Origin of the sequence: Lentzea sp. CC55, assembly GCF_021056325.1 — a bacterium.
GTDB classification, from domain to species: Bacteria; Actinomycetota; Actinomycetes; order Mycobacteriales; family Pseudonocardiaceae; genus Lentzea; species Lentzea jiangxiensis.
The window spans coordinates 88,430-111,423 of record NZ_JAJCXE010000024.1; the positions used below are offsets into that span (position 1 = coordinate 88,430).

17 protein-coding genes are annotated in these 22,994 nt (G+C 74.4%); 9 read left to right on the forward strand and 8 right to left on the reverse strand.

The window, feature by feature from the left end:
- Positions 1-209 precede the first annotated feature (209 nt).
- Together L6E10_RS21970 and L6E10_RS21975 are read left to right on the forward strand one after the other, a co-directional pair.
- Complete coding sequence (locus L6E10_RS21970) at positions 210-1,361, forward strand: helix-turn-helix domain-containing protein (protein ID WP_236221411.1); 1,152 nt, start codon at positions 210-212, stop codon at positions 1,359-1,361.
- A gap of 172 nt (positions 1,362-1,533) precedes the next feature.
- Positions 1,534-1,836 (forward strand): hypothetical protein, encoded by a 303-nt coding sequence (locus L6E10_RS21975; RefSeq protein WP_236221412.1) that lies wholly within the window; start codon positions 1,534-1,536, stop codon positions 1,834-1,836.
- Positions 1,837-1,900: 64 nt separating this feature from the next.
- Here L6E10_RS21975 and L6E10_RS21980 read toward each other — a convergent pair whose 3' ends face one another.
- The 5 genes from L6E10_RS21980 to L6E10_RS22000 form a co-directional block, all read right to left on the reverse strand.
- Positions 1,901-3,163 carry a glutamate synthase-related protein gene (locus L6E10_RS21980; protein ID WP_236221413.1) on the reverse strand — a complete coding sequence of 421 codons (1,263 nt, stop codon included), beginning with the start codon at positions 3,161-3,163 and terminating at the stop codon, positions 1,901-1,903.
- Positions 3,160-4,152, reverse strand: a complete 993-nt coding sequence (locus tag L6E10_RS21985) for an asparagine synthetase A (RefSeq protein ID WP_236221414.1) — start codon at positions 4,150-4,152, stop codon at positions 3,160-3,162. Before L6E10_RS21985 ends, L6E10_RS21980 begins: the two co-directional genes overlap by 4 nt.
- 29 nt (positions 4,153-4,181) lie before the next feature.
- Positions 4,182-5,417, reverse strand: coding sequence for a methylaspartate mutase (locus L6E10_RS21990; RefSeq protein ID WP_236221415.1), 1,236 nt, complete (start codon positions 5,415-5,417; stop codon positions 4,182-4,184).
- Entirely contained in the window at positions 5,414-5,851 is a 438-nt protein-coding gene (locus L6E10_RS21995; protein WP_236221416.1) for a cobalamin B12-binding domain-containing protein, read from the reverse strand. Before L6E10_RS21995 ends, L6E10_RS21990 begins: the two co-directional genes overlap by 4 nt.
- 100 nt (positions 5,852-5,951) lie before the next feature.
- Positions 5,952-6,317: a nuclear transport factor 2 family protein gene (locus L6E10_RS22000; RefSeq protein WP_236221417.1), complete on the reverse strand. Its 366-nt coding sequence runs from the start codon at positions 6,315-6,317 to the stop codon at positions 5,952-5,954.
- A gap of 166 nt (positions 6,318-6,483) precedes the next feature.
- On the opposite strand from L6E10_RS22000, the gene L6E10_RS22005 reads away from it, so the two are divergent.
- Positions 6,484-9,309 (forward strand): AfsR/SARP family transcriptional regulator, encoded by a 2,826-nt coding sequence (locus tag L6E10_RS22005; RefSeq protein WP_236221418.1) that lies wholly within the window; start codon positions 6,484-6,486, stop codon positions 9,307-9,309.
- A gap of 74 nt (positions 9,310-9,383) precedes the next feature.
- Here L6E10_RS22005 and L6E10_RS22010 read toward each other — a convergent pair whose 3' ends face one another.
- The 3 genes from L6E10_RS22010 to L6E10_RS22020 are packed head-to-tail and all read right to left on the reverse strand — an operon-like array spanning position 9,384 to position 12,864.
- On the reverse strand, positions 9,384-10,148 hold the full coding sequence (locus tag L6E10_RS22010; RefSeq protein ID WP_236221419.1) for a thioesterase II family protein: 765 nt from the start codon (positions 10,146-10,148) through the stop codon (positions 9,384-9,386).
- An 8-nt stretch (positions 10,149-10,156) separates the two neighbouring features.
- On the reverse strand, positions 10,157-11,827 hold the full coding sequence (locus L6E10_RS22015; RefSeq protein ID WP_236221420.1) for a non-ribosomal peptide synthetase: 1,671 nt from the start codon (positions 11,825-11,827) through the stop codon (positions 10,157-10,159).
- A complete protein-coding gene (locus L6E10_RS22020; RefSeq protein ID WP_236221421.1) occupies positions 11,824-12,864 on the reverse strand; it encodes a TauD/TfdA family dioxygenase in 1,041 nt (346 codons plus the stop codon). Before L6E10_RS22020 ends, L6E10_RS22015 begins: the two co-directional genes overlap by 4 nt.
- A gap of 23 nt (positions 12,865-12,887) precedes the next feature.
- Here L6E10_RS22020 and L6E10_RS40405 point away from each other — a divergent pair, with 23 nt between their 5' ends.
- The 6 genes from L6E10_RS40405 to L6E10_RS22045 all read left to right on the forward strand — a co-directional run.
- Positions 12,888-13,010: a hypothetical protein gene (locus tag L6E10_RS40405; RefSeq protein ID WP_275676857.1), complete on the forward strand. Its 123-nt coding sequence runs from the start codon at positions 12,888-12,890 to the stop codon at positions 13,008-13,010.
- Between the two features lie 45 nt (positions 13,011-13,055).
- Positions 13,056-17,690, forward strand: coding sequence for a non-ribosomal peptide synthetase (locus L6E10_RS22025; RefSeq protein WP_236221422.1), 4,635 nt, complete (start codon positions 13,056-13,058; stop codon positions 17,688-17,690).
- Positions 17,687-22,090 carry an amino acid adenylation domain-containing protein gene (locus L6E10_RS40900; protein WP_236221423.1) on the forward strand — a complete coding sequence of 1,468 codons (4,404 nt, stop codon included), beginning with the start codon at positions 17,687-17,689 and terminating at the stop codon, positions 22,088-22,090. The genes L6E10_RS22025 and L6E10_RS40900 overlap by 4 nt, the downstream gene beginning before the upstream one ends.
- A 34-nt stretch (positions 22,091-22,124) precedes the next feature.
- Positions 22,125-22,319: an MbtH family NRPS accessory protein gene (locus tag L6E10_RS22035; protein WP_236221424.1), complete on the forward strand. Its 195-nt coding sequence runs from the start codon at positions 22,125-22,127 to the stop codon at positions 22,317-22,319.
- A 1-nt stretch (position 22,320) separates the two neighbouring features.
- On the forward strand, positions 22,321-22,611 hold the full coding sequence (locus L6E10_RS22040) for a phosphopantetheine-binding protein (protein ID WP_236221425.1): 291 nt from the start codon (positions 22,321-22,323) through the stop codon (positions 22,609-22,611).
- On the forward strand, positions 22,608-22,994 hold a 387-nt coding region (locus tag L6E10_RS22045; RefSeq protein ID WP_236221426.1), incomplete at its 3' end, for a thioesterase II family protein. The genes L6E10_RS22040 and L6E10_RS22045, both read left to right, overlap by 4 nt.

Consider the following 22,994-nt stretch of genomic DNA (forward strand, 5'->3'; position numbering starts at 1 on the left):
TCCGGTGATGGGACGAACGTTATGAGGCCCGTTGATCTCCGGACTATCGCGCGGTTTATCCCGGCGCTATCGCGGCGACGATGGCGTTATCAGATGGCCTCTGAGCTGCGAAGGAGCGGAACAGAACCGTTGTTTTGCGACCGGGATATCCGCGGGGATGGCAGCGTGATAGCGGCGGCGCACACGATTGGCCCGACAAAATCACCTGCGTGAAAGAGGATGCCGAGATGGCCGTTCCGCCCGCCTTGGACCCCGGACTCCCGCCCTTCGCCCAGCTGCTGCGCAGGCATCGCAGCCGGGTCGGGTTGACGCAGCGGGAGCTGGCCGACCTGTCGACGGTGAGCGTGCGGGCCATCCGGGACCTGGAGCAGGGGCGGGCCTTGCGGCCGCGGCCGGACACGGTGCGGCTGATCGCCGAAGGGCTGCGGCTGGGCAGCAGGGCCCGGCACGACCTGGAGGTGGCCGCGGACCCGGACCGGCGCACCGAGGTCGACGCGGCGGCCGCTGTGCCGCCCACCTCGCTGACCGTGCAGGTGGGGCGGGAACTGGAGACCGGCGGGCTGGCCGCCGAGCTGGCGGACGGGTGCCGGCTCGCGACCGTCGTCGGGTTGCCCGGCGTGGGGAAGACGCGGTTCGCGGCGGCGGTGGCCGGGGTGCTGCACGCCCGGATGCCGGTGCTGTGGGCGGGGGCGGACGGCACGCCGTTGCGGGACCCGCGGCTGGCCGGGCTGGTGATGGCGTGGTCGTCGGCGGTGCGCGCGGGTGGGCGGGTCGACGACGACCTGGCCGAGGTGATCGGTGCCCGTCCCGCGCTGGTGGTGCTCGACGGGGTCGACGGGCCGGTGTGCGGCGAGAGCGTCCTGCGGCTGCTCGCCGACTGCCCCGGTGTGCGGGTGCTGATCACCGCCCCGGCGCCGTGCGGGCTCGCCGGGGAACGCGTGTTCCTCTTGTCCGGCTTGGAGTCCGGCGACGCGGCCCGGCTGCTGCTCGCCGACCACCCCGGTGCGGCGGACCCGGTGGAGGTCGGCCGCCTGTGCCGTGCCCTCGACGGACTGCCCGCCGCGCTCGCCGCCGTCGGCTCGTGGCTGTCGGTCTACCCGTTGCAGGAACTGGCCGCCACCGACCCAGCCTGCCTGCTCGACGACACCCTCCTGCGCTCCCTGGCCGGCGCCGCCGAGCCCTACCGCCGGGTGCTGCAGGAGCTGCCGCCGCGCTTCGGGCCGTCGGCGGACACCGGGCGCCTGCTGCGCGACCTCCTGCAACGCGGCCTGGTACGGCCCGTGGAGACGGAGACAGGGCGCAGCTTCACCGTCTCTCCCCTGGTCCGCTCGGTGCTGGCGGCCACGCCGCCGACGCCCTGACCGGTCGGCGGGCAGCCACGGGGTGTGCCACCGCACGCCCCCGGCCTGCCTGCGCGACTGCCGAGGACACCGCCCACCTCGTGGTGGACTGGGTGCCTCGCCTAGCCCGGGAGCGTGACCGATGGACCCCATGACCGACAACGGTCCGATAGGCGCGGCGACGGAATCCCCCGTGCACGCCTTCTTCGTTCCCACCGGCCCGGAGATCCTCATCGTGTGGCCGCCCACCCCGCACGCCCGCCGGGCCGCGGCGTGGGCGCTGCGAGCGCTGGGCTACGACCACGTGGGCGGGTTGATCTGCCTGATCTCCCCCTCCCCCGACGCCCGCGCCGAATGCCTCGCCACGGCTCTCGCCGTCGCCGACGCCGCGGCCGGCGGGCACCGGCCACCGGGTCCGCCACCGGACCTGGCGGTCCGCCTGCGGGCCGACCCGGTCCACCTGTGCGGCCTCCGGGCCGCCGCGGGGCTGGCCTGAGCGAACGCCCTGTGCCCGCACCGGACATCGGTGCGGGCACAGGGCGTTCGAAGGACGGTGATCGCTAGACCTGTGCCGCCGTCATCGGACTGGTGGGGACCTCCCAGCCCGCCGGGGACCACAGGTCCTCAGTGGACAGTGCGGACGGGTGGTACTTGCCCAGTGCGCTGATCAGCAGGCGCAGTTCCAGGGTCATCGCCTCGACCAGGCGGGTCAGACCCGAACGGGGGTTCTCGTCGACCGCCAGCAGCGCGGCCCGGCCGAGGCCCGTGGCGGTGGCCCCGGCGGCCAGGCACTTCACGGCCCGCAGTCCCTCCCAGACGCGGCCCGAGGCGAGGAGGCAGCCGCGCGGGGAACCGATGCGGCGCAGGCATTCCGCCAGCGGGAGCCCGACTCCCGCCAGTGACGCCGTGGGAGCCCAGCCGCTGCCGCCCTCGGCACCGTCCACGGTGACCGCGTCCGCTCCGGCCTGCCACGCCACGTCCGCCGCCGCGGCCACGTCGCGTCCGGGTGGGAGCTTCACCCACACCCGTGCCCGCGGGTAGTTGTTGCGCATCAGGCGGACCTGCTGCCGCAGGATCTCCTCGGTGAACGTTCCCGGGCTGGCGCAGCGCAGCACCCGGTCCCCCGCGGGGTCGACGAGCGGTTCCAGCGCGAACTGGTCCGCGAGGCGGTCCGCCTGGGCGCGGTCGACGACGGTCAGTCCGCCGAGTCCGGGTTTGGCGCCCTGGCCGACCTTGAGCTCGAACCCCAGCCGCCCGGACTCGAGCAGCGGGCGCGTGGCCGGGTCGCTGTAGACGCGGTTCCAGACCTCGGCGTCGGCGTCCTCGGTGCTCTGCTGCACCACGACCCCGCCCGCGCCGTCCGGGGCGTGGTCGGCGTAGGCGGTGATCCTGGCCAGCAGCGACCGCTCGCCGGTGTAGCCGTCGACCGGGACGACGTTCTCGCCGACGACCATCGGGATGCCCAGGGCACCCGCCTGGGCCGCGGCGGCACGGCCCAGGTCGGTGCCCACGGCACGGGTCGAGCCGAACGCCGACAGGTACAGCGGCAGGTGTGCGGTGAACCCGCCGACGGTGGTGTTCAGGTCCACGTCGCCGTGCAGCGGTTCGCGGGCCAGGTCGATGAGCTTCTCCAGGCGCAGCGGCATGAACACCGGCGGCACCAGGCGGGCGGCGTCGAGGGCGTCGGCGGGCGGAGGGCCCACCGGCTCGCCCAGCAGGGCGGCGCCGTAGTCGGACAGGGCGGGGAACACCGCCGCCGCACCGCCGCGGGCCCGTTCCCGGACGGCCTGTTCCGGGAAGGTGTCCGCGCGCAGGGCGGTCACGGGGACACCACACCGGGGATCTTCGGGAAGGCGCTGGCCTGCCAGACCGCGTCCAGCCCGCACAGGAAGCGGACCAGCCGCTCCAGGCCGATGCCGAAGCCCGCGCTGGACGGGACGCCCTCGCGCACCATCTTCAGGTACCAGGCGTACTTCGCCGGGTTCTCCCCGGTTTCGCGCATCCGGGCGACGATGGCGGCGTACTCGTGTTCGCGCTCGCTGCCGCTGCACAGCTCGCCGTAGCCCTCGGGGGCCAGCAGGTCGAAGTTGAGCAGCCGGCCGGGGGCCGCCGGGTTCTCGCGGTCGTAGAAGCCGCGCGAGCCCTTGGGGTAGTCGGTGAGGAAGAACGGCCTGCTGGCCTTGGCCGACAGCAGCGCCTCCCCCTCCCAGTCGATCTCGGCGTCGGGGTTCTGCGCGTGGCCGGTCTCGTGCAGGTCGGCGACCGCGGCGGCGTGGGTGCGCCGCTCGAAGGCGCGGCCGGACAGCAGGTCGGTGAAGGCGTCCGGGTCGCGGCCCAGGACCTCCAGCTCGGGGGCGCAGCGCTCGACGACCCGGCGCACGACGTGCACGACGAGGTTCTCGGCCACCCGCGTCGCGTCGTCGCGGGTGGCGCCGGCGACCTCGACGTCGATCTGGTGGAACTCGGCGAGGTGGCGGCTGGTGGAGCTGGTCTCCAACGGCTCCAGGCGCACGTTGGGGGCGATGCAGAAGATCCGGTCGAACGCGGTCAGCGACGCCTGCTTGTAGAGGATGGCGCTGGTCATCAGCTTGTAGCGGTGGCCGTAGTAGTCGACGTCGACCTGCTTGGCCCCGCGCGCGCCGGGGTCGGTGACCGGGCCGATGACCGGCGGCAGCATCTCGGTGAAGCCCTGCCCGCCCAGGTGCTCGCGCACGGCGTCGAGCACCCGGTGCTGCACGCGCAGCACCGCGCGGGTGGCCGGTGAGGTGAGGTGGGCGCGCGGATCCGCCGGCGCCGGCGTGGTGGTGTCCATCGTGGTCACTCCTTGGGGACGGGGCGGGGTCAGGCGCGGTCGAAGGTGCGTTCGACGTGGGTGAGCGAGCGCAGCAGCTCGTCGGCGGTGGGATCGGCGGCGGGAACGGCGCGGCCGGCGGGCAGCGGCAGGGCTCCGAGGCGCGACCACTGCAGCCGCCCGTCCCCGTCCACGAACGCCCGCGTGCGTCCGGCGTTGTCCTGGTGCAGGCAGAAGGGCACGTCGAGGTAGCCGCGTTCGACCGCGCGGACCAGGGCGATGCCCACATCGGGTGCGAGGTCGAGCACGGCGTCGACGAGCGCGCGGGCCTCGGCGAGCACGCCGGTGTCCTCGACCGCGCCGCGGGGCTCGGCCCGCGCCGCGGCGGCCGCGGCGGACACCAGCGCGGCGACGTTCTCGGTGACGGTCGGGATGCGGTGCGCCTCGGCCGTCGTCTTGACGATCAGCCGCTCCGCGCCGGTGCGCACGGCCAGCTCCGCGGAGCGTTCCAGCAGGGCGGTCGCACCGTGAGGGGTGCGTGGGAAGACGCCCATGTACGTGTAGAGCACGACGTGCCAGTCCACATCGGACAGGTGTTCGGCGGCGAGGACGCGCAGGGCGGCCACGGCCTCGGCGTCCTGGCCGGGGTCGGTCTGCTGGGCGTAGCTCAGCGACATGCTGTCGATGCCGTGCTGGCGGAAGAACAGGCCCTCCAGCACGCTGATCGCCACCAGCAGGCCCGGCGGGCACAGCTGCCCCATCATGCAGCCGCCGAAGGACTCGAGGTGCGGCCGGGCGCCGCGCTCGCGGGCGTCGGACAGCAGCAGGCAGGACTCGGCCCACGCGCGCACCGACTCGGCGACCGGGACCCGGCTGTAGGGCAGGCAGTACGACAGCGGCCCGCCTTCCGTCGCGTCCAGCCCGGCGGCCAGCAGGGCCGCGACGATCTTCTGCGGGCACGCCGAGCCGTGGCGCACCTGGACCGGGAACTCCGGTCCGTGCAGCCCGTCCAGCACGGCCCGGGTGATCTCGGGCGGGTGCGCGGCGATGGGATAGCCGTTGAGGTCGGCACCGGTGGCCAGCGCCTTGCGCACCGCGTGGTGGTCGCCCACGCGCGTGAAGCTGTCGACGGTGATCGTGCCCGCCGCCCGCACCCCGGCCCCGCGCACCGCGGCGAGGCCGGCCCGCATCCGCGCCGGGTGGGCCACACCCATCCTGGGCTGCACGACCAGCTCGCCCGCGGCGGCCGCGCGGGCGACGTAGCCGCCGAACGAGCCACCGGTCACGACCGCACCCCCGCGGCGAGCCGGTCGACGTAACGGCGGAACGCCGCGATCGCGTCGGCGTCCTCGAACACCGCGTCGAAGCCGGCGGCCAGCAGTGCCTCCGCACGGCCGCCCGCGCCGTCGACGCCGAGCTTGCCGCCGACGACGACCGGGGTGCCCGCCAGCCGGGCGCGCAGCGGTCCGATGACGCGCCTGGCGTCCTGGAGGCCGTGCCCGTTGACGCTGCTGAGCACGACGAGGTCCGGTCCCGCCTGTTCGCACCGGGACGTCAGCAGCCCGTCGGGGACGCACGCACCCAGGTTGGTCACGCGGTGTCCCATCTCCTCCAGCACCAGCTGCAGGTACACGAGGTTCCAGGTGTGCGCGTCGGAGGCGAGCCCGGAGACCACGATGTCGAGGCGGGCTGCGTCCGGCAGGGCGGCGTCCAACTCCATGGGGCGAGCTCCTCTGTCGCGGGTGTTTCCCTGTCCCGAAGCTAGAAGCCGCGTCCCACGTCGCCAGGCAGCGGCGACGGCAGCCGTCCGGCAGTTGCCGCTATAGGGACGGCGGATCGAGGTAGTAGAAGCGTCGGCTGCACAGCAGCAGCCCTTCGTCCGAAAGGGTCACCACGTCGGCGAACTCGGACGGTGTGCGGCGCTCCGCCCCCGGAGGCGGGGTGTAGCGGCCGACGACGACCACGGTGTCCTTGTCCACCACCACTTTGTGGAGGTGGTGCCGGCCGCGCAGGGCCGGGGAGGCGCTCAGCAGCCGCACGGTGTGGTCGCGGCCGTGCCCCGGTGGCGTGTCACAGCGCTTGAGCTGCATGTCCTCGTGCAACAAAGAGGCGTACCCGTCCAGGTCCCCCGTGTCGAGGTAGTGGTAGGACAGGCGGACGTGGTCGACGCCTGCGGCGGTGCTCATGGCGGTTCTCCTCACGCGCTGAACGGCAACCGTCCCGCCGCACGGCAACCTGCCGATATCTTCTCGCTATCGCGGGGGCTTGTCCTGCTGCGTGACCGTGTGCTTACTCTCGGGGCACCTCAGACCGGGAAGGCGGCCGCACGCTATGTCACCAGGAGGTTTTCGGGTGCTCGGCCCGGTCGAGGTCGACGGCCCCGGTGGCGCGGCGCGGATCCCGCCGGGCAGGCAGCAGGTGATCCTCGGCCTGCTGCTCGTGGAGGCCAACCGGGTGGTGAGCACCGAGACGCTGGTCGACGCCCTGTGGGACGAGAACCCGCCGGACACCGCCCGCACGCAGGTGCAGATCTGCGTCTCCCGGCTGCGCCGCACCCTGGACGGAGCGGGCCTGTCCGCGGTGATCGACACCCGTCCGCCCGGCTACCGGTTGCGTCTCAACGGGGACGCACTGGACCTCGCCGACTTCCTCACCAGCACCACCGAGGCCCGCGTCCTGGTCAAGGAGGGGCGCACCGCCGAGGCGGCCGCGTTGCTGCGGGAAGCCGCGGCGCTGTGGCGCGGGCCGTGTCTGGGCGGAGCCCCCAACCGGTCGCTGCGGACCCGCGCGCTGCGGCTGGACGAGGAACGGCTCACCTGCGTCGAGGACCACCTGGAGCTGGAGCTGGAGCTGGGCCAGCACCACCGGCTCGTCGGGGAGGTCACGCGCCTGGTCCACGAGCACCCGCTGCGGGAACGGCCGCGGGCCCTGCTGATGCTGGCGCTGCACCGCTCCGGCCGGCAGGCCGAGGCCCTCGACGCCTACCGCGACGGCCGTGCCCTGCTGGTCGAGGAGCTCGGCCTGGAGCCGGGAGAACGGCTGCGCGAACTGGAGGCGGCGATCCTCGCCGGCGAGACCCCCACCCGGCACCGGGCCGACGCGGTGGCACCGGCACCGCGCGCGGCCGAGGCCGCGCGGCCGGCCCGGCCGCGGCAGCTGCCCGCCGACACCGCCGACTTCGTGGGCGACGAGGAGATGTTGCGCGGCGCGCAGTCCGTGCTCGTCGGGGACGCCGGGCGCTCGGCCGTCGGGGTCGTCGTGATCACGGGGCGGCCCGGGGTCGGCAAGAGCACGGTGGCCGCCCACCTGGCGCACCGGGTGGCGCAGGAGCACTTCCCCGACGGACAGCTCTACTGCGACCTGCACGGCACCGGCAACCCGTCCACCGTGGACGACGTGCTGGGCCGCTTCCTGCTCGCCCTGGGCATTCCCGGGCCCGTGATCCCCGACGGCGTCGACGCCAGGCTGGAGATGTACCGGACGCTGCTCGCGGACCGGCGGGTGCTGGTGGTGCTGGACGACGCGGCCACCGAGGGCCAGGTCCTGCCGCTGCTGCCGGGCAGCAGCACGTGCGCGGTGGTGGTGACCAGCCGGTCGCGGCTGACCGGTCTTCCCGGTGCCCGGCAGGTCGAGCTGGACGTCCTCGGCACCGCGCAGTCGTTGCGGCTGCTCGGCCTGGTCGTCGGGGAACACCGGGTGCACCGCGAGCCCGAGGCCGCCGAGGCACTCGTGCGCACCGTGGGCGGACTGCCGCTGGCGCTGCGGATCATCGCCGCCCGCCTGGCCGCACGTCCACATTGGACGCTCGCGTCGATGGTGCAGCGGCTCGCCAGCGAGCGGCACCGGCTCGACGAGCTCGCGCACGGTGAGCTGACCATCCGCGCCAGCCTCGCGCTGACCCACGACGGACTCGACCGCCGGTCCCGGCTGCTGTTCGGGCTGCTGAGCCTCGCCGAGGGACCCGCCGTCCCCGGCTGGGTCGCGGGCGCCGTGCTCGACGACGACCGGCCGTTCCCGTCGGACCTGCTCGAACCGCTGGTGGACGTGCAGGTGCTCGACGTGGTGTCGGTCGAGCCGAGCGGCGAGTTCCGCTACCGCTACCAGGACATCCTGCGCCTGTTCGCCCGCGAGAAGGCCGCGGAGGAGATCCCCGCCGATGACCGCGCCGCCGCCGTGTCCCGCCTGCTCGGCGGGTGGCTCGCGCTGGCCGACCAGGCGCACCGCGACATCTACGGCGGTGACTACTCCTCGCTGCACGGAACGGCGCCGCGCTGGCGGCCCCCGTCCGGCGGCGCTCCCGCCGACCCCCTGGAGTGGATGGACGGCGAGCTGGAGAACCTGTGCGCGGCCGTGCACCAGGCGGCCGCCGCCGGTCTCGACGAGGTGTGCTGGGACCTCGCGGTCACCTCGGTCACCCTGTTCGAGTCGCGCGGCTACCTCGACGACTGGGAGCGGACCCACGCCGAGGCCCTCGCCGCCGTCCGCGCGGCCGGCAACACCCGCGGCACCGCGGCGGTCCTGAGTTCCCTGGGCACCCTGCACATCAACCGCGGCCGCCTCGACGCCTCCCGCGACGCCCTGCTCCCGGCCAGGGAGCTGTTCGAGGAGCTGGGCGACACCCACGGCCTGGCGCTGTGCCACCGCGACCTGGCCCTGATCGCCCGCAACACCGGCGACGACACCACCGCCCTGCGCCTCTACGACCGCTCCCTCGCGGGCTTCACGGAGGTCGACGACGTCGTGGGCCGCGCGATCGTCCTCACCCAGCGGGCCTTCATCCTGGCCGGCAACGGCGAGATCTCCCGTGCCCGCACCGACCTCGCCGAGGCGATGGCGGTCCACGAGTCCGTCGGCTACACCGGAGGCGCCGCCCGCACGCTCAACCGGATCGCCCAAGTGCAGGCCGCGGCGGGTGAGCACGCCGAGGCCACCTCGACCATGCGCCGCGTCCTCGACATGGTCCGCGAGGCCCGTGACGTGATCGGCGAGGGCCAGCTCCTGCGCAACCTGGGCCAGGTGAGCGCCGCCGCCGGTCGTCACGCCGAAGCCCGCTCGTACCTCGAAGAGGCGCTCGCCGTGCGCGAGCGGATCCTGGACCACAGAGCGGCGGCCACGATCCGCGCCGAGCTGGCGGCGTTACCGGTGCGGGAGACACCCGCGCTGGTCCCGGCAGGCTGAGCGGAACGACGAGGGCTCCCGGCCGCGTGGTGAGCGCGGAAGCCCCGAGGCTTCCACGCCCGCCCGCACCACGATCACACCCCGGCGGGGACGGGCCCCAGGGCCGGGATGAACCGGGGCAGCGTCCGCCACACCTCCTCGGTGTAGAAGTGCCCGCCCGGCAGCTCCACGTGCCGGTACTCGCCGCCGGCCAGCGCCCGCCACTGCGCCGCCGTGTCCGCGACGATCACGTCGTCGTCGGCACCCGTCAGCACCTGCAGCGGCACGCCGACCGCGGTCCCGTCGGTGTAGGCGAACGTGTCCCGGACGCGGATGTCGGCGCGCATCAGCTCCAGCGCCATCTCCCGCAGCTCCTCGTTGCCGAGGACGTAGTCCGCGAGCAGGCCGTTGACCGTCATCCACGACAGCAGCCCCGCGTCGGTGTCGCTCTGGGCGGGGAACATGTCGCGCGGCGTCAGCCCCCGGCTCGGCGCGTTGGCCGACGACACCACGAGGGCGTCCGGGCGGCGCCCACCCGCCTGCTCGATGCGGGCGGCGACGTCGAACGCCATCCACCCGCCCATGCTGTGTCCGAAGAGGATGTACGGCCGAGTCGCCGCCGCGAGCACGGCCTCGGTGGCGTCGGCCGCGAGGGCCTGCCAGTCCTCGGCGTGGTCCTCGAGGAACCGCCCGTCCCGTCCGGGGTAGCAGATCGCGGCGAGCTCCACGTCGTCCGGCAGGACGTCGGCCCAGGGCAGGTAGGGGCCCGCGCCGCCGCCGCAGAACCCGAGGCACACCAGCGACCTCGTGGCCTCCGGCTTGCGGCGGGGGCGGACCACCACGTTGTCGATGTTGTCCACCAGTCCTCCTAGACGCGCAGGGACTCGACGTGCCGGGCGAGATCGGTCAGGCGGGGGTGGCGGTAGACGTCACGGGGGGACATCTTGAGGCCGAAGGTCTTCTTCACCCTCGACACCACCCGCAGGGCGACCAGGGAGTGGCCGCCGAGGGCGAAGAAGTCGTCGTCGGCGTTCACCGCGTCGCGGCCGAGGACCTCGGCCCACACCCGGGCGATGAACTGCTCGAACTCGCCTTCCGGAGCGGTGCCGGCTGCCACCGGCGGCGCGGGCAGGGCCGCGGTGTCGAGCTTGCCGCCCGGGGTCAGCGGCAGCGCGGCGACCTCGACGAACGCGGCCGGGACCATGACCTCCGGCAGGGAGGCCGCGGCGTGCTCGCGCAGGTCGTGCGCACCCGCGAGGCCCGAGGGCACGTAGTAGGCGACGGGCTGGCCTGCCAGGTCGTCGCGGACGACGACGGCGGCCGCGGCGACGGCCGGGGACGACCGCACGACGGTCTCGATCTCCCCCAGCTCGACGCGGTGGCCGCGGATCTTGACCTGGCGGTCGGCGCGGCCGTGGAACTCGAGCAGGCCGTCACCGGTGCGGCGCACCAGGTCGCCGGTGCGGTACATGCGCGCACCGGGCTCTCCGGACGGGTCCGGCAGGAAGCGGCCGGCGGTCAGGCCGGAGCGGCCGAGGTAGCCGTCGGTGACGCGGGGGCCGGCGACGAAGAGCTCGCCGATCTCACCGTCGGGGACCTCGCGCAGCCGGGAGTCGAGCACCAGCAGCCGGTTGCCGGGCAGCGGGTCGCCGATGCCGGGGTGGTCGCCCTCGACCACGGCGACCGTCGCGTCGACGGTGCACTCGGTCGGGCCGTAGAGGTTGAACGCCTCCACCGTGCGGGCGGCGGCCAGCTCCCGCCACACCGGAACGCTGATCGGCTCGCCGCCGATGAACAACCGCAACCGCCTGCCGTCGGGGCGTCCGGGCAGCAGGTGGTCGCGCAGCATCTCCCAGTGCGTCGGCGTCATGTCCACATCGGACACACCGCACTCGTCGAGCCACGCGGCGAGCTTGGCGGGCTCGGTGCGGTGCGCGTCCTCCAGGACGACGATCGTGTCACCGCAGCAGACCCGGGCCCACTGCTGCACGGACGCGTCGAAGGACGCGCTGGCGTTCCAGGCCACGACCCTGGGTTCGGCCGCGTACACGGCCATCCGCTCCAGTCCGTCCACAAGGGACGCGACGCCGCCGCGGGTGGCCTGCACCCCCTTGGGCAGTCCGGTGGAGCCGGAGGTGTAGATCACGTAGGCCGAGTCGCCGGCCGACACGGTGACGTCGGTGTGCTCGGCGTGAAGGGCACCGGCCAGGTCGTCCGGCGTCACGGTCGTGCGCACGGCGGCATCGGTGGCCATGTGCGCCAGGCGGTCAGCCGGGTAGGCCGGGTCGAGCGGCACGTACGCCGCGCCGGCCCGCCACACCGCGAGCAGCGCGACGAGGAGTCCGTTGCCGCGCGGCACGCTCACGCCCACGCGGTCACCGCGGCGCACCCCGCGCCCGGCGAGCACGGCGGCCAGCGCGGCCGTGCGGGCCTCCAGCTCGGCGAAGGTCAGCGCGCCGGCGGTGTCGCGCACGGCGATCCGTCCGGGCGCGGTCCGCACGACGTCGTGGAAGCGGGACAGCAGGTCCCGGGCGGTCATCGGTCCTCTCCGCTCACCGGCGTGGCCGACGGGGCGACGGTGGGGGCGCAGTCCAGCACGGAGACCGGTTCGCCCATGGCGACGACGATCTTGCGGTCGCCGCGGAACGGGTCCCGGCCGTGCGTGGACAGGACGTTGTCGACCAGCAGCAGGTCGCCGCGGCCCCAGCGGCGGCGGGTGGTGGCGGCCTCGTAGGCGGCCTGGATGGTGGCGAGCTCCTCGCGGCTGAGCACGGTGCCGTCACCGAAGGCGGTGTTGAACGGCAGGTCCTCGACGCCGAACTCGTCGACCAGCGCGTCACGCAGCTCCTCGTCGAGCGCCCACTCGTTCCAGAACGCCATGTGGTTGAACCACACCTCCGCGCCGGTCACGGGGTGCGAGATGATCCCGGGGCGCAGCTGGGTGGTGCGCAGGTGGCCGTCGGACTGCCACTGGCAGGACACCATGTTCTCCGCGCAGTAGGCCTCCACGTCGTCCTTCGTGGCCGCGGCGAACGCGGTCTGCCACGAGGTCGAGATGTGCTCGGAGTAGCTGCGGTTGAGCAGCCAGCCGACCTCCCGCATCTTGGCGACGAGCTCCGCCGGCAGCGACGCGAGCACCTTGCGGCAGTCGGCCACCGGGGTCGCACCGCCCTCCGGCGGGGCGATCAGGCAGGCGAACATGAGCAGCCCGGGGAACGTCAGGGTGTAGCTGTTCTCGTTGTGCATGTGGATCGGCTGCGCGGCGGGCAGGTCGGTCGAGGAGAACACGCCGTTGCCGAAGTCGCTGCGCGGGGTGGCCTTCTCCCGGTACGGGGTGCGCTCGGGCATCAGCGTGTCGCGCACGAGGGCGAAGTCGTCGACGTCGTGCACGGGCAGGCCGCGCACGTACACCGCGGCGTGTTCGTGCAGCAGGTCCCGCAGGGCGTCGGCGTTGGCCCGCAACCACTCCGCGGCCTGCTCGATCGAGTGCACGTCCTCGGCGTCGACGGTGGCGGGCGCGCCGGGCTCGATCGTGCACACCAACGGCGTCGTTCCTGACAAAGCGGTGGGGCTCATCGCAGTTCCTCTCTGCTGGCGTGGTGCCGACGCTAGGGAGGCCGCGAACCGGTGTGCGGCAGGCGGTGCGGCAGCTGCTGGGGCAGGTGCGGGCTTCCGCCAAGGTGCCGCTCGACCTGCCGATCCGGCCGTCGGCGCGCGCCTAGCTTTCGACTCGAACGTCCACCGCGCACACCGATCCGGAGGGTGACATGTCGCTGCACGAGGAGGTCGGCCGCATCGCGACCGCCACGCCGGATCGCACCGCGGTGCGATCCGGGGGGAGGTCGACCGGCTACGCCGAGCTCGACCGGACGGCGGGCGAGCTGGCCGCGGCACTCGCCGGCGCGGGGCTGCGGCCCGGCGGCGTCGTCGCGGTGCGCAGCCGTTCGCGGTCGGACTACGTGACGGCGATGCTCGCCGTGTGGCGGGCGGGCGGCGTGTACCTGCCGCTCGACCCCGAAGCCCCCGCCGGGCGCAACCAGGACATGCTCGACGACGCGGGCGCCGCCCTGGTCGTCGAGGACGGCGCTGTCCGCGAGACCGGGGTCACCGCCCGCGGCGCGACCGCCGGACTGGCCTACCTGATCTACACCTCGGGCACCACCGGCCGGCCCAAGGGCGTCGCCGTCGGCCACGACGCGTTGGCCGCGCACGTGCCGGCCGTCGCGCGGCGCTTCGGGATCACCCAGCAGGACGTGGTGCTGCAGCTCGCGGGCCCGTCCGTCGACGTCGCCGTCGAGCAGGTGCTGACCGCCCTCACCTCGGGCGCGTGCCTGGTGCTGCCCGAGCGGCGGTTGCTGTCGGTCGACGAGCTGCTGCGCCTGGTCGAGGACGAGCGGGTCACCGTGGCCAACCTCCCCGCCGGCTACTTCCACGACTTCACCGCCGCCCTGGACCGGGTGCCGCCGTCGCTGCGCGTCATGGTCTCCGGCAGCGACCGGCTGTCGCCGGCCGCGGCGGCCGAGTGGACCCGGCGCACCGGGGTGCGGCTGCTCAACGCCTACGGCCCCACCGAGACCGTGATCACCGCGACCGTGCACGAGACGGCCGGCGAGACCGGTTCGGTGCCGATCGGCACGCCGGTCGGCGAACGGCGCGCGCACGTCCTCGACGGCCTGCGCCCGAGCGAGGAGGGCGAGCTGTACCTCGGCGGCCCCGAACTGGCGCTCGGCTACCTGGGCAGCGCCGCGCTGACGGCCGCGCGCTTCCTGCCCGACCCGTCCGGCCCGCCGGGATCGCGCATGTACCGCACAGGCGACACCGTCCGCCGCGGCGACGACGGCGTGCTCGACTTCGTCGGCCGCGGCGACGACCAGGTCAAGGTCCGCGGCTACCGGGTGGAGCTGGGCGAGGTGCAGCACGTCCTCGCCGCGCACCCCGACGTGGAGACCTGCGCGGTCGTGCCGCACGGCACCGGCCTCGCCGCCTACGTCACCGGCGCGGTGGACACCGCCGGGGTGCGCGACTTCCTCGCCCGGCGGCTGCCCGCGCACATGGTCCCCGCCTCGGTGACCGCGCTCGCCCGCCTGCCCCTCACCGGGGGTGGCAAGGTCGACCGCGCCGCGCTGCCCGCGCCGGCCGCCTCCGCACCCGTGGCCGACGACGACGCGCCCCGTGACCACACCGAACAGCTGCTCGCCGGGATCTGGGCCGACGTCCTGGGCGTCCGCCGGGTCGGCGCGCACGACAACTTCTTCCACCTCGGCGGCGACTCGCTGACCGCCGTCCGGGTCGCGAGCCGCGTGTTCGAGGCGTTCGGCCCGGTCTCGCCGTACCTGGTGTTCGAGGCGCCCACGCTCGCCGGGTTCGCCGCCGCGCTGCGGGCCGGATCGACGCCGGCACGGCCCGGTCCGGTCGCCCGTCCCGGTGCCCCCGCGCCGTTGTCGCGCTTCCAGCGCGGTCTGTGGCTGCGGGAGTGCTGGGAGCCCGGCGGCTCGGTCTACAACGTGCCCTGGCTGTTCCAGTTCTCCGGCCCGCTCGACACGGCCGCGTTGCGCCGAGCCCTGCAGACGGTGGCCGACCGGCACGACGCGCTGCGCTCGACCGTCGGCACGGACGCGGACATGGCACCCTTGCTGGTCGTCCACGACCGCGTCGAGGTTCCCTTCACCGAGTCGCACGCGGACCTCGAGCAGCAAGTCCCCGCCGTGGCACAACGTCCGTTCGACCTGGCGGAAGGGCCGCTGTTGCGCGCCCACCTGGTGCACACCGGCCCGGGCGAGGCGACTCTCGTGCTCGTCGTGCACCACATCGTCTGGGACGAGGGATCGCTGCGGGTGCTCGACCGCGAACTGCGCGAGTGCTACCTCGCCGCCGTCGAGGGTCGTGCGCCCCGCCTGCCCGAGCTGGCCGTCCAGTACAGCGACTACGCCCGGTGGTCCGCGGAAGACCAGTCCGATGTGGACTACTGGGTCGAGCACCTGCGCGGAGCACCGACGGCGCCCGCCATCCGCCCCGACCGCGACGGCACCGCGGCCACCGGGCGGGGCGGGGTCCTGCCCTTCGCCTTCGAACCGGAACTCGCCGAGGGGGTGCGCTCCCTCGCCCGTGCCGCCGGCGCCACGCCGTACCTGGTGCTGCTGGCCGCGCTCGTCGAGGCGCACCGGCGCCGCGGGGTCTCCGACGTCGTGATCGGCACGCCGGTCAGCGTCCGCGACCGCGCCGAGCTCGACGCGCTCGTCGGCTACTTCATCAACCTCGTCCCGCTGCGCTTCCGGCCCGACGGCGAGGAGCTGACCGGCCGCGACCTGCTCGACCACGTGCGGTCGGTGGCGCTGGACGGCTTCCGCCACCAGGGCGTGCCGTTCGAGGAGATCGTCGCGGCGACGTCCGGTGAGCGCGACGGCGGGGGCACTCCCCTGTTCCAGCTGGTCTTCGAGATGCACACCGCCGAGGCCGGGACGGCCCCGTACGGCGAGGTCGCCGTCGAGAAGCGGTTGCACGCAAACGAGTTCTCCCGGTTCGACCTGTCCTGGTCCGTCGAGGACGACGGGGTGGGCCTCCACGGCCGCGTCGAGTACGCGACCGACCTGTTCGCCCCCTCCACCGCCGCGGCGCTGGGCGCGCAGTGGCGGGCGGTGGTCGAGGAGCTGGTCGCCGACCTCGACGCGGAGCTGCCCGCGCCGGCCGCGCCCGCCGACGTCGACACCCCCGTGCACGTCCGGATCGCGGAGCAGGCCGCGCGGACCCCGGACGCGACCGCCCTGGTCTCCGGCGAGGAGTCGCTGACTTATGCGGAGCTCGACGCCGCCGCCAACCGCACCGCCCGGCACCTCGTCGGACTCGGGGTCCGCCCCGGCGACGTGGTGGCCGTCCGCATCCCCCGTGACACCGCCTTGGTCGTGGCGCTGCTCGCCGTGCTCAAGGCCGGCGCGGCCTACACTCTGCTCGACCCCGACCTGCCGGCCGCACGGCAGGACCAGGTGATCACCGATGCGGGCGTGCGCCTGGTCGTCACCGCCGAGACCGTGGCCGGGGCCACCGGCGACACCGCCGGCTTCGCGGTGCCGGTCGACGCCGACGCCGTCGCCTGCGTCATGTACACCTCCGGTTCCACCGGCCGGCCCAAGGGCGTCGCCGCCACCCACCGGGCGCTCGCGGCCACCTACAGCGGCCAGGACTACGCGGGGTTCGGCCCCGACGAGGTGTGGCTGCAGTGCTCGCCCGTGTCGTGGGACGCGTTCGGGCTGGAGCTCTACGGAGCGCTGCTGTTCGGCGGGACCTGCGTGCTGCACCCCGGCCAGCGGCCCGACCCGCAGACCATGGCCGAGCTGGTCGCCCGGCACGGGGTCACGCAGCTGCAGCTGTCGTCGAGCCTGTTCAACTTCCTGGTCGACGACCTCCCGGAGGTCTTCGCCGGCCTGCGGGTGGCGTTCACCGGCGGGGAGCGCGCCTCGGCCGCCCACATCGCCCGTCTCGCCGAGCGCTACCCGCACGTGCGGGTCGTGAACGGCTACGGGCCGGTCGAGAGCATGGGCTTCACCACCACCCACGACGTGACCGACGCCGACCCCACCGCGGCGGTGCCCATCGGAAGGGCCGTGGCGCACAAGGGAGTCCGCGTCCTCGACGACAAGCTCCAGCCCGTCGGTGGCACCGAGCCGGGCGAGATCTGGGTGACCGGCGCGGGCCTCGCCCTGGGCTACGTCGCCCAGCCCGGGATCACCGCCGGGCGCTTCCTGCCCGACCCGTCCGGCCCGCCGGGGTCGAGGATGTACCGCACCGGTGACATCGGCGGCTGGAACCCCGACGGCACCCTGGCCATCACCGGCCGCGCCGACGACCAGGTCAAGATCCGCGGGTTCCGGGTGGAGCCCGGCGAGGTCGCCCACGCGCTGGCGGGGTGCCCCGGGGTCGGTGACTGCGCCGTCGTGGCGCACGAGCCCGAGCCCGGCCGGCCCCGGCTCGCCGCCTACGTCACGGCCCGCGGTGACGTCGTCCCGGACCTCGTCGGCGTGCACCAGCACCTCGAGGGTCTGCTGCCGGACTACATGCTGCCGTCCAGCGTGACCGTCCTCGACGCGCTTCCGTTGACCGCCAACGGCAAGCTCGACCGGGCCGCGCTGCCCGCCCCCACCGGGACCGTTGCCCCTCCTTCCGGCGGGAAGGCCGGGACCGACGCCGAACGGCTGGTGGCGCGGGTCTGGGCCGAGGTGCTCGGGCTCGCCGAGGTCGGCCCGGACGACAACTTCTTCCGCGTCGGCGGCAACTCCCTCGCCGCGGTGCGGGTCGCCATGCACCTGTCCAGCGCGACCGGGTCCCGCGTCCTGCCCCGGCAGGTGTTCGCCGCACGGACCGTGAGCGCCCTCGCCCGCACGCTCGAGACGACTGGAGCAGCACAGTGACCACCACGACGCCGGTCTCCGGCCTGCAGCGCGGCCTGTGGTTCATGGACCGCTGGAACCCCGGGTCCGCCGCCTACCTCGTGCCGTGGGTCTTCGAGTTCGACGGCCCCGTGGACGCCGACGTCCTGCACCGCGCCCTTCTGCTGCTGGTCGGGCGGCACGACGCCCTGCGCACCACCTTCGACCTCGGCCAGGACGGTCCGATCAGGACTGTCCACAGGGGAGTGCGGCTGCCGTTCGCCGAGGTCGCGGTCGACGGCCCGGACGCCCTGCGGACGTTGCTGGACACCGAGACCCGCACCGGGTTCGACCTGGCCGGGGGGCCGCTGCTGCGGGCCACCCTCGCCACCGGTCCGGGGGTGGCGGACACGCTCGTCCTCGTCGTGCACCACATCGTGTGGGACGGCTGGTCGGCCGGCGTGTTCGAGCGCGAGCTGGCCGAGGTCTACACCGCCCTCGTGCGGGACCGGGAACCCGATCTGGCTCCCCTGCGGCCCGTCGACGGCAGCGCGGTGTCCACTGAGGACTCGCTGGCGTACTGGACGGAGCGGCTCGCCGGCGCTCCGGCCGAGCTCGCACTGCCCGCCGACCGCCCCCGCCCGCCCAGCCGGACGTTCGCGGGCGACACGGAGGTGTTCGGCTTGCCGGTCGGCACGTCCGCCCGCGTCCGCGACCTGGCAGCCGACCTCGGCGCGACGCCGTTCGTGGTGCAGGTCGCCGCGTTCGCCGCGCTGCTGCACCGCTGCACTGGCGCCCGGGACCTGGTGGTCGGCACCCCGGTCACCACCCGCGACCGCCCCGAGCTGGCCGGCGTGGTCGGCTACTTCGTCAACATCGTCGCCCTGCGCGTGAGCATCGACCCCGCCGCCACCTTCGCCGACCTGGTCGAGCAGGTCCGCGACGCCGCCTTCGACGCCTACGCCTGCCTCGACGTGCCCTTCGACGAGGTCGTCGACGCGCTGGCGCTGGAGCGCTCGGCCCGGTACGCACCACTGGTGCAGGTCGTCTTCGGCGCGCACGCCGAAGACCCGGCGCCGCTGCGCTTCGGCGCGGCCACCGCGACCCGGCGCATGCACCACAACGGCACCAGCAAGTTCGACCTGACCTGGTCGACCTTCGACGACGGCGAGCTGCGCGGCGAGGTGGAGTACGCCACCGACCTGTTCGACCGCGAGACCGTGCTGCGCCTGGTCGGCCACTGGCGCACCCTGCTCGGCGCCGCGCTGGACGCGCCGGACCTCCCGCTGTGGCGGCTGAGCCCGCTCGACGCCGCCGAGACGGCCGCCGCGCTCGCGCCGCCGCGAGCCGTGCCGGACGCTCCCCCGCCGCTGCACCGCGCCTTCGAGGCCGCCGCCGACGCCCATCCGGACCGCCTCGCGCTGACGTGCGGCGACCGGTCCTGGACGTACGCGGAGCTCGACGCCGCCGCCAACCGGGTCGCCCACACCCTCGCCACCGACGGCGTGCGCCGGGGCGACCGGGTCGGTGTGCTGCTGGAACGCGGTGAGCGCGTCGTCACCGCGATCCTCGGCGTGCTCAAGGCGGGCGCCGCCTACGTGCCCGTCGACCCGGCCACCCCGCGGGACCGCGCCGAGTTCGTCTTCGCCGACACCGGCGCCGAGGTGGTCGTCACCGACGACTACCTGGCCGACCCGCGGCTCGCGCAAGCGCCGTCGCACCGGCCGGAGGTGCCCGTCGACCCGGCTGACCTCGCCTACGTCATCTTCACCTCCGGCTCGACCGGCCGGCCGAAGGGCGTCGCGGTCTCGCACGAGCACGTCGGCAGGCTGATGCGCTCGGGCGACGACCACTTCGCCTTCGCCGAGACCGACGTGTGGACCCTGTTCCACTCCTACGCCTTCGACTGGACGGTTTGGGAGCTGTGGGGGCCGCTGCACCACGGCGGCCGGCTGGTCGTGGTGCCCCGCGTGGTCAGCCGCTCGCCCGAGGCGTTCGCGGACCTGCTGGCCACCGAGCGCGTCACCCGGCTGTGCCTGACGCCGTCGGCGCTGCGGACGCTCGAGGGCGTCCTGCGCACCTGGCCGCTCCCGTTGCCCGCGCTGCGCACGGTGATGCTCGGCGGCGAAGCGCTCGACCCCGCCGTGGTGCGCCGCTGGTTCGCGCTGGAGCAGTGCCCGCCCGCGATCCTGTGCAACCTCTACGGCATCACCGAGACCACGGTGCACGTCACCACGCTCGACCTGCCCGACGCGGCGTCGTTCGGCCGCAGCCTGATCGGCGAGCCCATGCCGCACCTGTCGGCGCTGGTGCTCGACGAACGCCTGCAGCCGTGCCCGATCGGCGTCGCCGGCGAGCTGTACATCGGCGGAGGGTCGCTGGCCAACGGGTACTGGGGCCGTCCGGGGCTCACGGCGCGGCGCTTCCTGCCCGACCCGTACGGCGTCGTGCCCGGCGGACGGCTCTACCGCACCGGGGACGTGGCCCGGCGGCTGCCCGGCGGCGGCCTGGAGTACGTGGGCCGCTGCGACGACCAGGTCAAGATCCGCGGCTTCCGCATCGAGCTCGGCGAGGTCGAGAACGCCGTCACCGCCCACCCCGCGGTCACCTCCTGCGTGGTGACCGTGCACGACGACAGGCTCGCCGCGTACGTCACCGTCGACGGCACGCCGCCGTCGTACGCCGAACTGCGCGCGTTCCTCGCGGAGACGTTGCCCGAACACATGATCCCGGCGACGGCGACCGTGCTCGGCGTCATCCCGCTGACCGTCAACGGCAAGGTCGACCGGGCCGCGCTGCCCGCTCCCGACCTCGGCTCCGTGCTCGACACCGACGCGCACGTGGCTCCCTCCACGCCGCAGGAGCAGGCGCTCGCCGAGGTCTACGCCGACGTGCTCGGCGTCGGCGGGGTGGGCGCCGGGGACAACTTCTTCCACCTGGGCGGCGACTCCATCCGCGCCGTGCACCTCGCGGGGAAGCTGCGCGAGCGCGGCTGGACCCTGTCGCTGCCGGACCTCTTCGGCGCGCCGACGCCGGCCGAGCTCGGCCCGCTGCTGAAGGCCTGCACCGGCCCCGCGAAGCGGTCGGAGCCGTTCGACCTCGTGTCCGAAGAGGACCGTGCGGAACTGCCCGCCGACGTCGTGGACGCCTACCCGATGGTGGCCATGCAGATGTCGATGATCTACCACATGGAGCTGTCCGACGACGCCGGCGGCTACCACAACGTCAACAGCTACCGGGTCGCCGGCACGCTCGACGAAACCGCGCTGCGCCAGGCCGTCGGCGACGCCATGAACCGCCACCCCGTCCTGCGGACCACCTTGGACGTCTCCCGCTACAGCGAGCCGTTGCAGCTGGTGCACGCCGAAGCCCCGGTCCCGGTGCTCGTGGAGGACCTGCGCGGCCTGAGCCCCGAGGAGCAGGCCGACGCCGTCGCCGACGTGTTCGACGACAACGTCGCCGCCCGGTTCGACCTCCGCACCGCCCCGCTGTTCCGGGTCACCGCCCAGCACCTGGCCGACGACGCGTTCCAGCTCACCGTCGCCGAGCACCACGCCATCCTCGACGGCTGGAGCTTCACCTCGCTGCTCACCGAGATCCTGGAACGGCACAGCGCGCCCGGCAATGACCCGCTGCCCGCACCCCGGTCGACCTTCCGCGAGTTCGTCGCCGTCGAACGGGAAGCGGTGGCCTCGCAGGACAGCGAGCGGTACTGGAAGTCCACACTGGACGGAGCGAGCGGCGCGATCTGGTCCAGCGGACCACCGGAGCTCAGCGACCCGGAGATCCCGCGCACGATCGAACGCGTGCTCCCCGGCGCCGACGAGGTGCTGCGCGACACCGCCCGCCGGCACGGCGTCACGGTGAAGACCGTCGGCCTGGCCGCGCACGTCGCCGCGCTGCACCGGATCACCGGTCTGCCGCGCTTCACCACCGGACTGTCGGTCAACGGCAGGCTCGAGACCGACGGCGGCACCGAGGCGTACGGGCTGTTCCTCAACACCGTGCCCCTGGTGGTCGACTTCACCGAGAACGCCGCCGACCTGATCAGGGCGATGCACGAGGCCGAGGCGGCGATGCTGCCCCACCGCCGGATGCCGTTCGCCCGCATCGCCCGCCACCTGGCCGACACCCGGCTGGAGGCCTGCTTCGCCTTCCTGCGGTTCCACTCGCTGGGCAGGCTGGCCGACTCCCCGACCAAGCTGCTCGACGACCGCATCGGCTGCGAGCCGACCATGCGCTACGAGCCGACCAACTTCGCCCTCGGCGCCGCGCTGGTGCAGGACCCCTCCTCGGCGCGGGTGCTCCTCGCCGTCGACCACCTGCCCTCCGTCGTCCCCGACGAGGTGGCCGACGCCTACGCCGACGCCTACGCCGAGGCGCTGCACGTGCTCGCCGGCGACGTCACCGCGGACCCGCGGGTCCCGGCGTTCGCCCGCTAGCCCCCGTTTGTCCCCATCGGAGAAAGGAACACCCATGGACGCGTTCACCGACTTCGCCGTGGTGATGAACCACGAGGAGCAGTACTCGATCTGGCCGACCGAGCTGGACGTGCCTGCTGGCTGGCACACGGTCGGCAAGAGCGGGGCTCAGCAGGAGTGCCTCGACTACATCGACGAGGTGTGGACCGACATCCGCCCGCTGAGCCTGCGCACCGCGCTGGGGGTCTGACATGACCGCCACCACCGACGTCGAGGGCGTGGTCGCCGCTGTCTGGGCCGACGTGCTCGGCGTCGAGCGGGTCGCGCCGACCGACGGGTTCTTCGCACTGGGCGGCTACTCGCAGCAGGCGGTGCGCACCGTGCACCTGCTGCGGGACCGCCTGGGCGTGGCCGTCACCTTGCGCGACCTGATGTCGGCGGCCACGCTCGCCGACTTCACCGCCGCCGTGCGGGCCCGTGCCGAGGCGGGCGCGCCCGCCCGGCCGGTGGTGCGCCTGACCGGCCGGCGCGGCACGCGATGACCACCGCCGTCGCCCGCCCGGTCGTCCTGGACGACTGGTCCTACCTGCCCTGTCCGCGAGGGCCGGGGGCCCGGCGCCTGGTGTGCTTCCCGCACGCGGGCGGCGACGTCGGCACGTTCGCGGAACTGGCCGCCTCGGTCGGACCGGACGTCGAGGTGCTCGCCGTCCGGCTGCCCGGCCGGGGCGGGCGCTTCACCCACCCGCTGCCGGGGACGTTCGCCGAGCTGACGTCCGCGGTCGCCGTGGGCATCGGCCCCCGGCTGGGCCCCGGCGCGGTGTTCTACGGCCAGAGCTTCGGCGCCCTGCTCGCCTACGAGGTGGCGGTGGCGCTGGGGCGCGGCGGGCCGGCGGCGGTCGTGGCCGCCTCGGCCCCCGCCCCGGCC

Coding starts and splice junctions, on each gene's coding strand:
- L6E10_RS22000 (WP_236221417.1), bottom strand. CDS start 6,317: ATGAGCACCGCCGCAGGCGTCGACCACGTCCGCCTGTCCTACCACTAC.
- L6E10_RS22035 (WP_236221424.1), top strand. CDS start 22,125: ATGGACGCGTTCACCGACTTCGCCGTGGTGATGAACCACGAGGAGCAG.
- L6E10_RS22020 (WP_236221421.1), bottom strand. CDS start 12,864: ATGAGCCCCACCGCTTTGTCAGGAACGACGCCGTTGGTGTGCACGATC.
- L6E10_RS22040 (WP_236221425.1), top strand. CDS start 22,321: ATGACCGCCACCACCGACGTCGAGGGCGTGGTCGCCGCTGTCTGGGCC.
- L6E10_RS22025 (WP_236221422.1), top strand. CDS start 13,056: ATGTCGCTGCACGAGGAGGTCGGCCGCATCGCGACCGCCACGCCGGAT.
- L6E10_RS22015 (WP_236221420.1), bottom strand. CDS start 11,827: ATGACCGCCCGGGACCTGCTGTCCCGCTTCCACGACGTCGTGCGGACC.
- L6E10_RS21985 (WP_236221414.1), bottom strand. CDS start 4,152: ATGGACACCACCACGCCGGCGCCGGCGGATCCGCGCGCCCACCTCACC.
- L6E10_RS21995 (WP_236221416.1), bottom strand. CDS start 5,851: ATGGAGTTGGACGCCGCCCTGCCGGACGCAGCCCGCCTCGACATCGTG.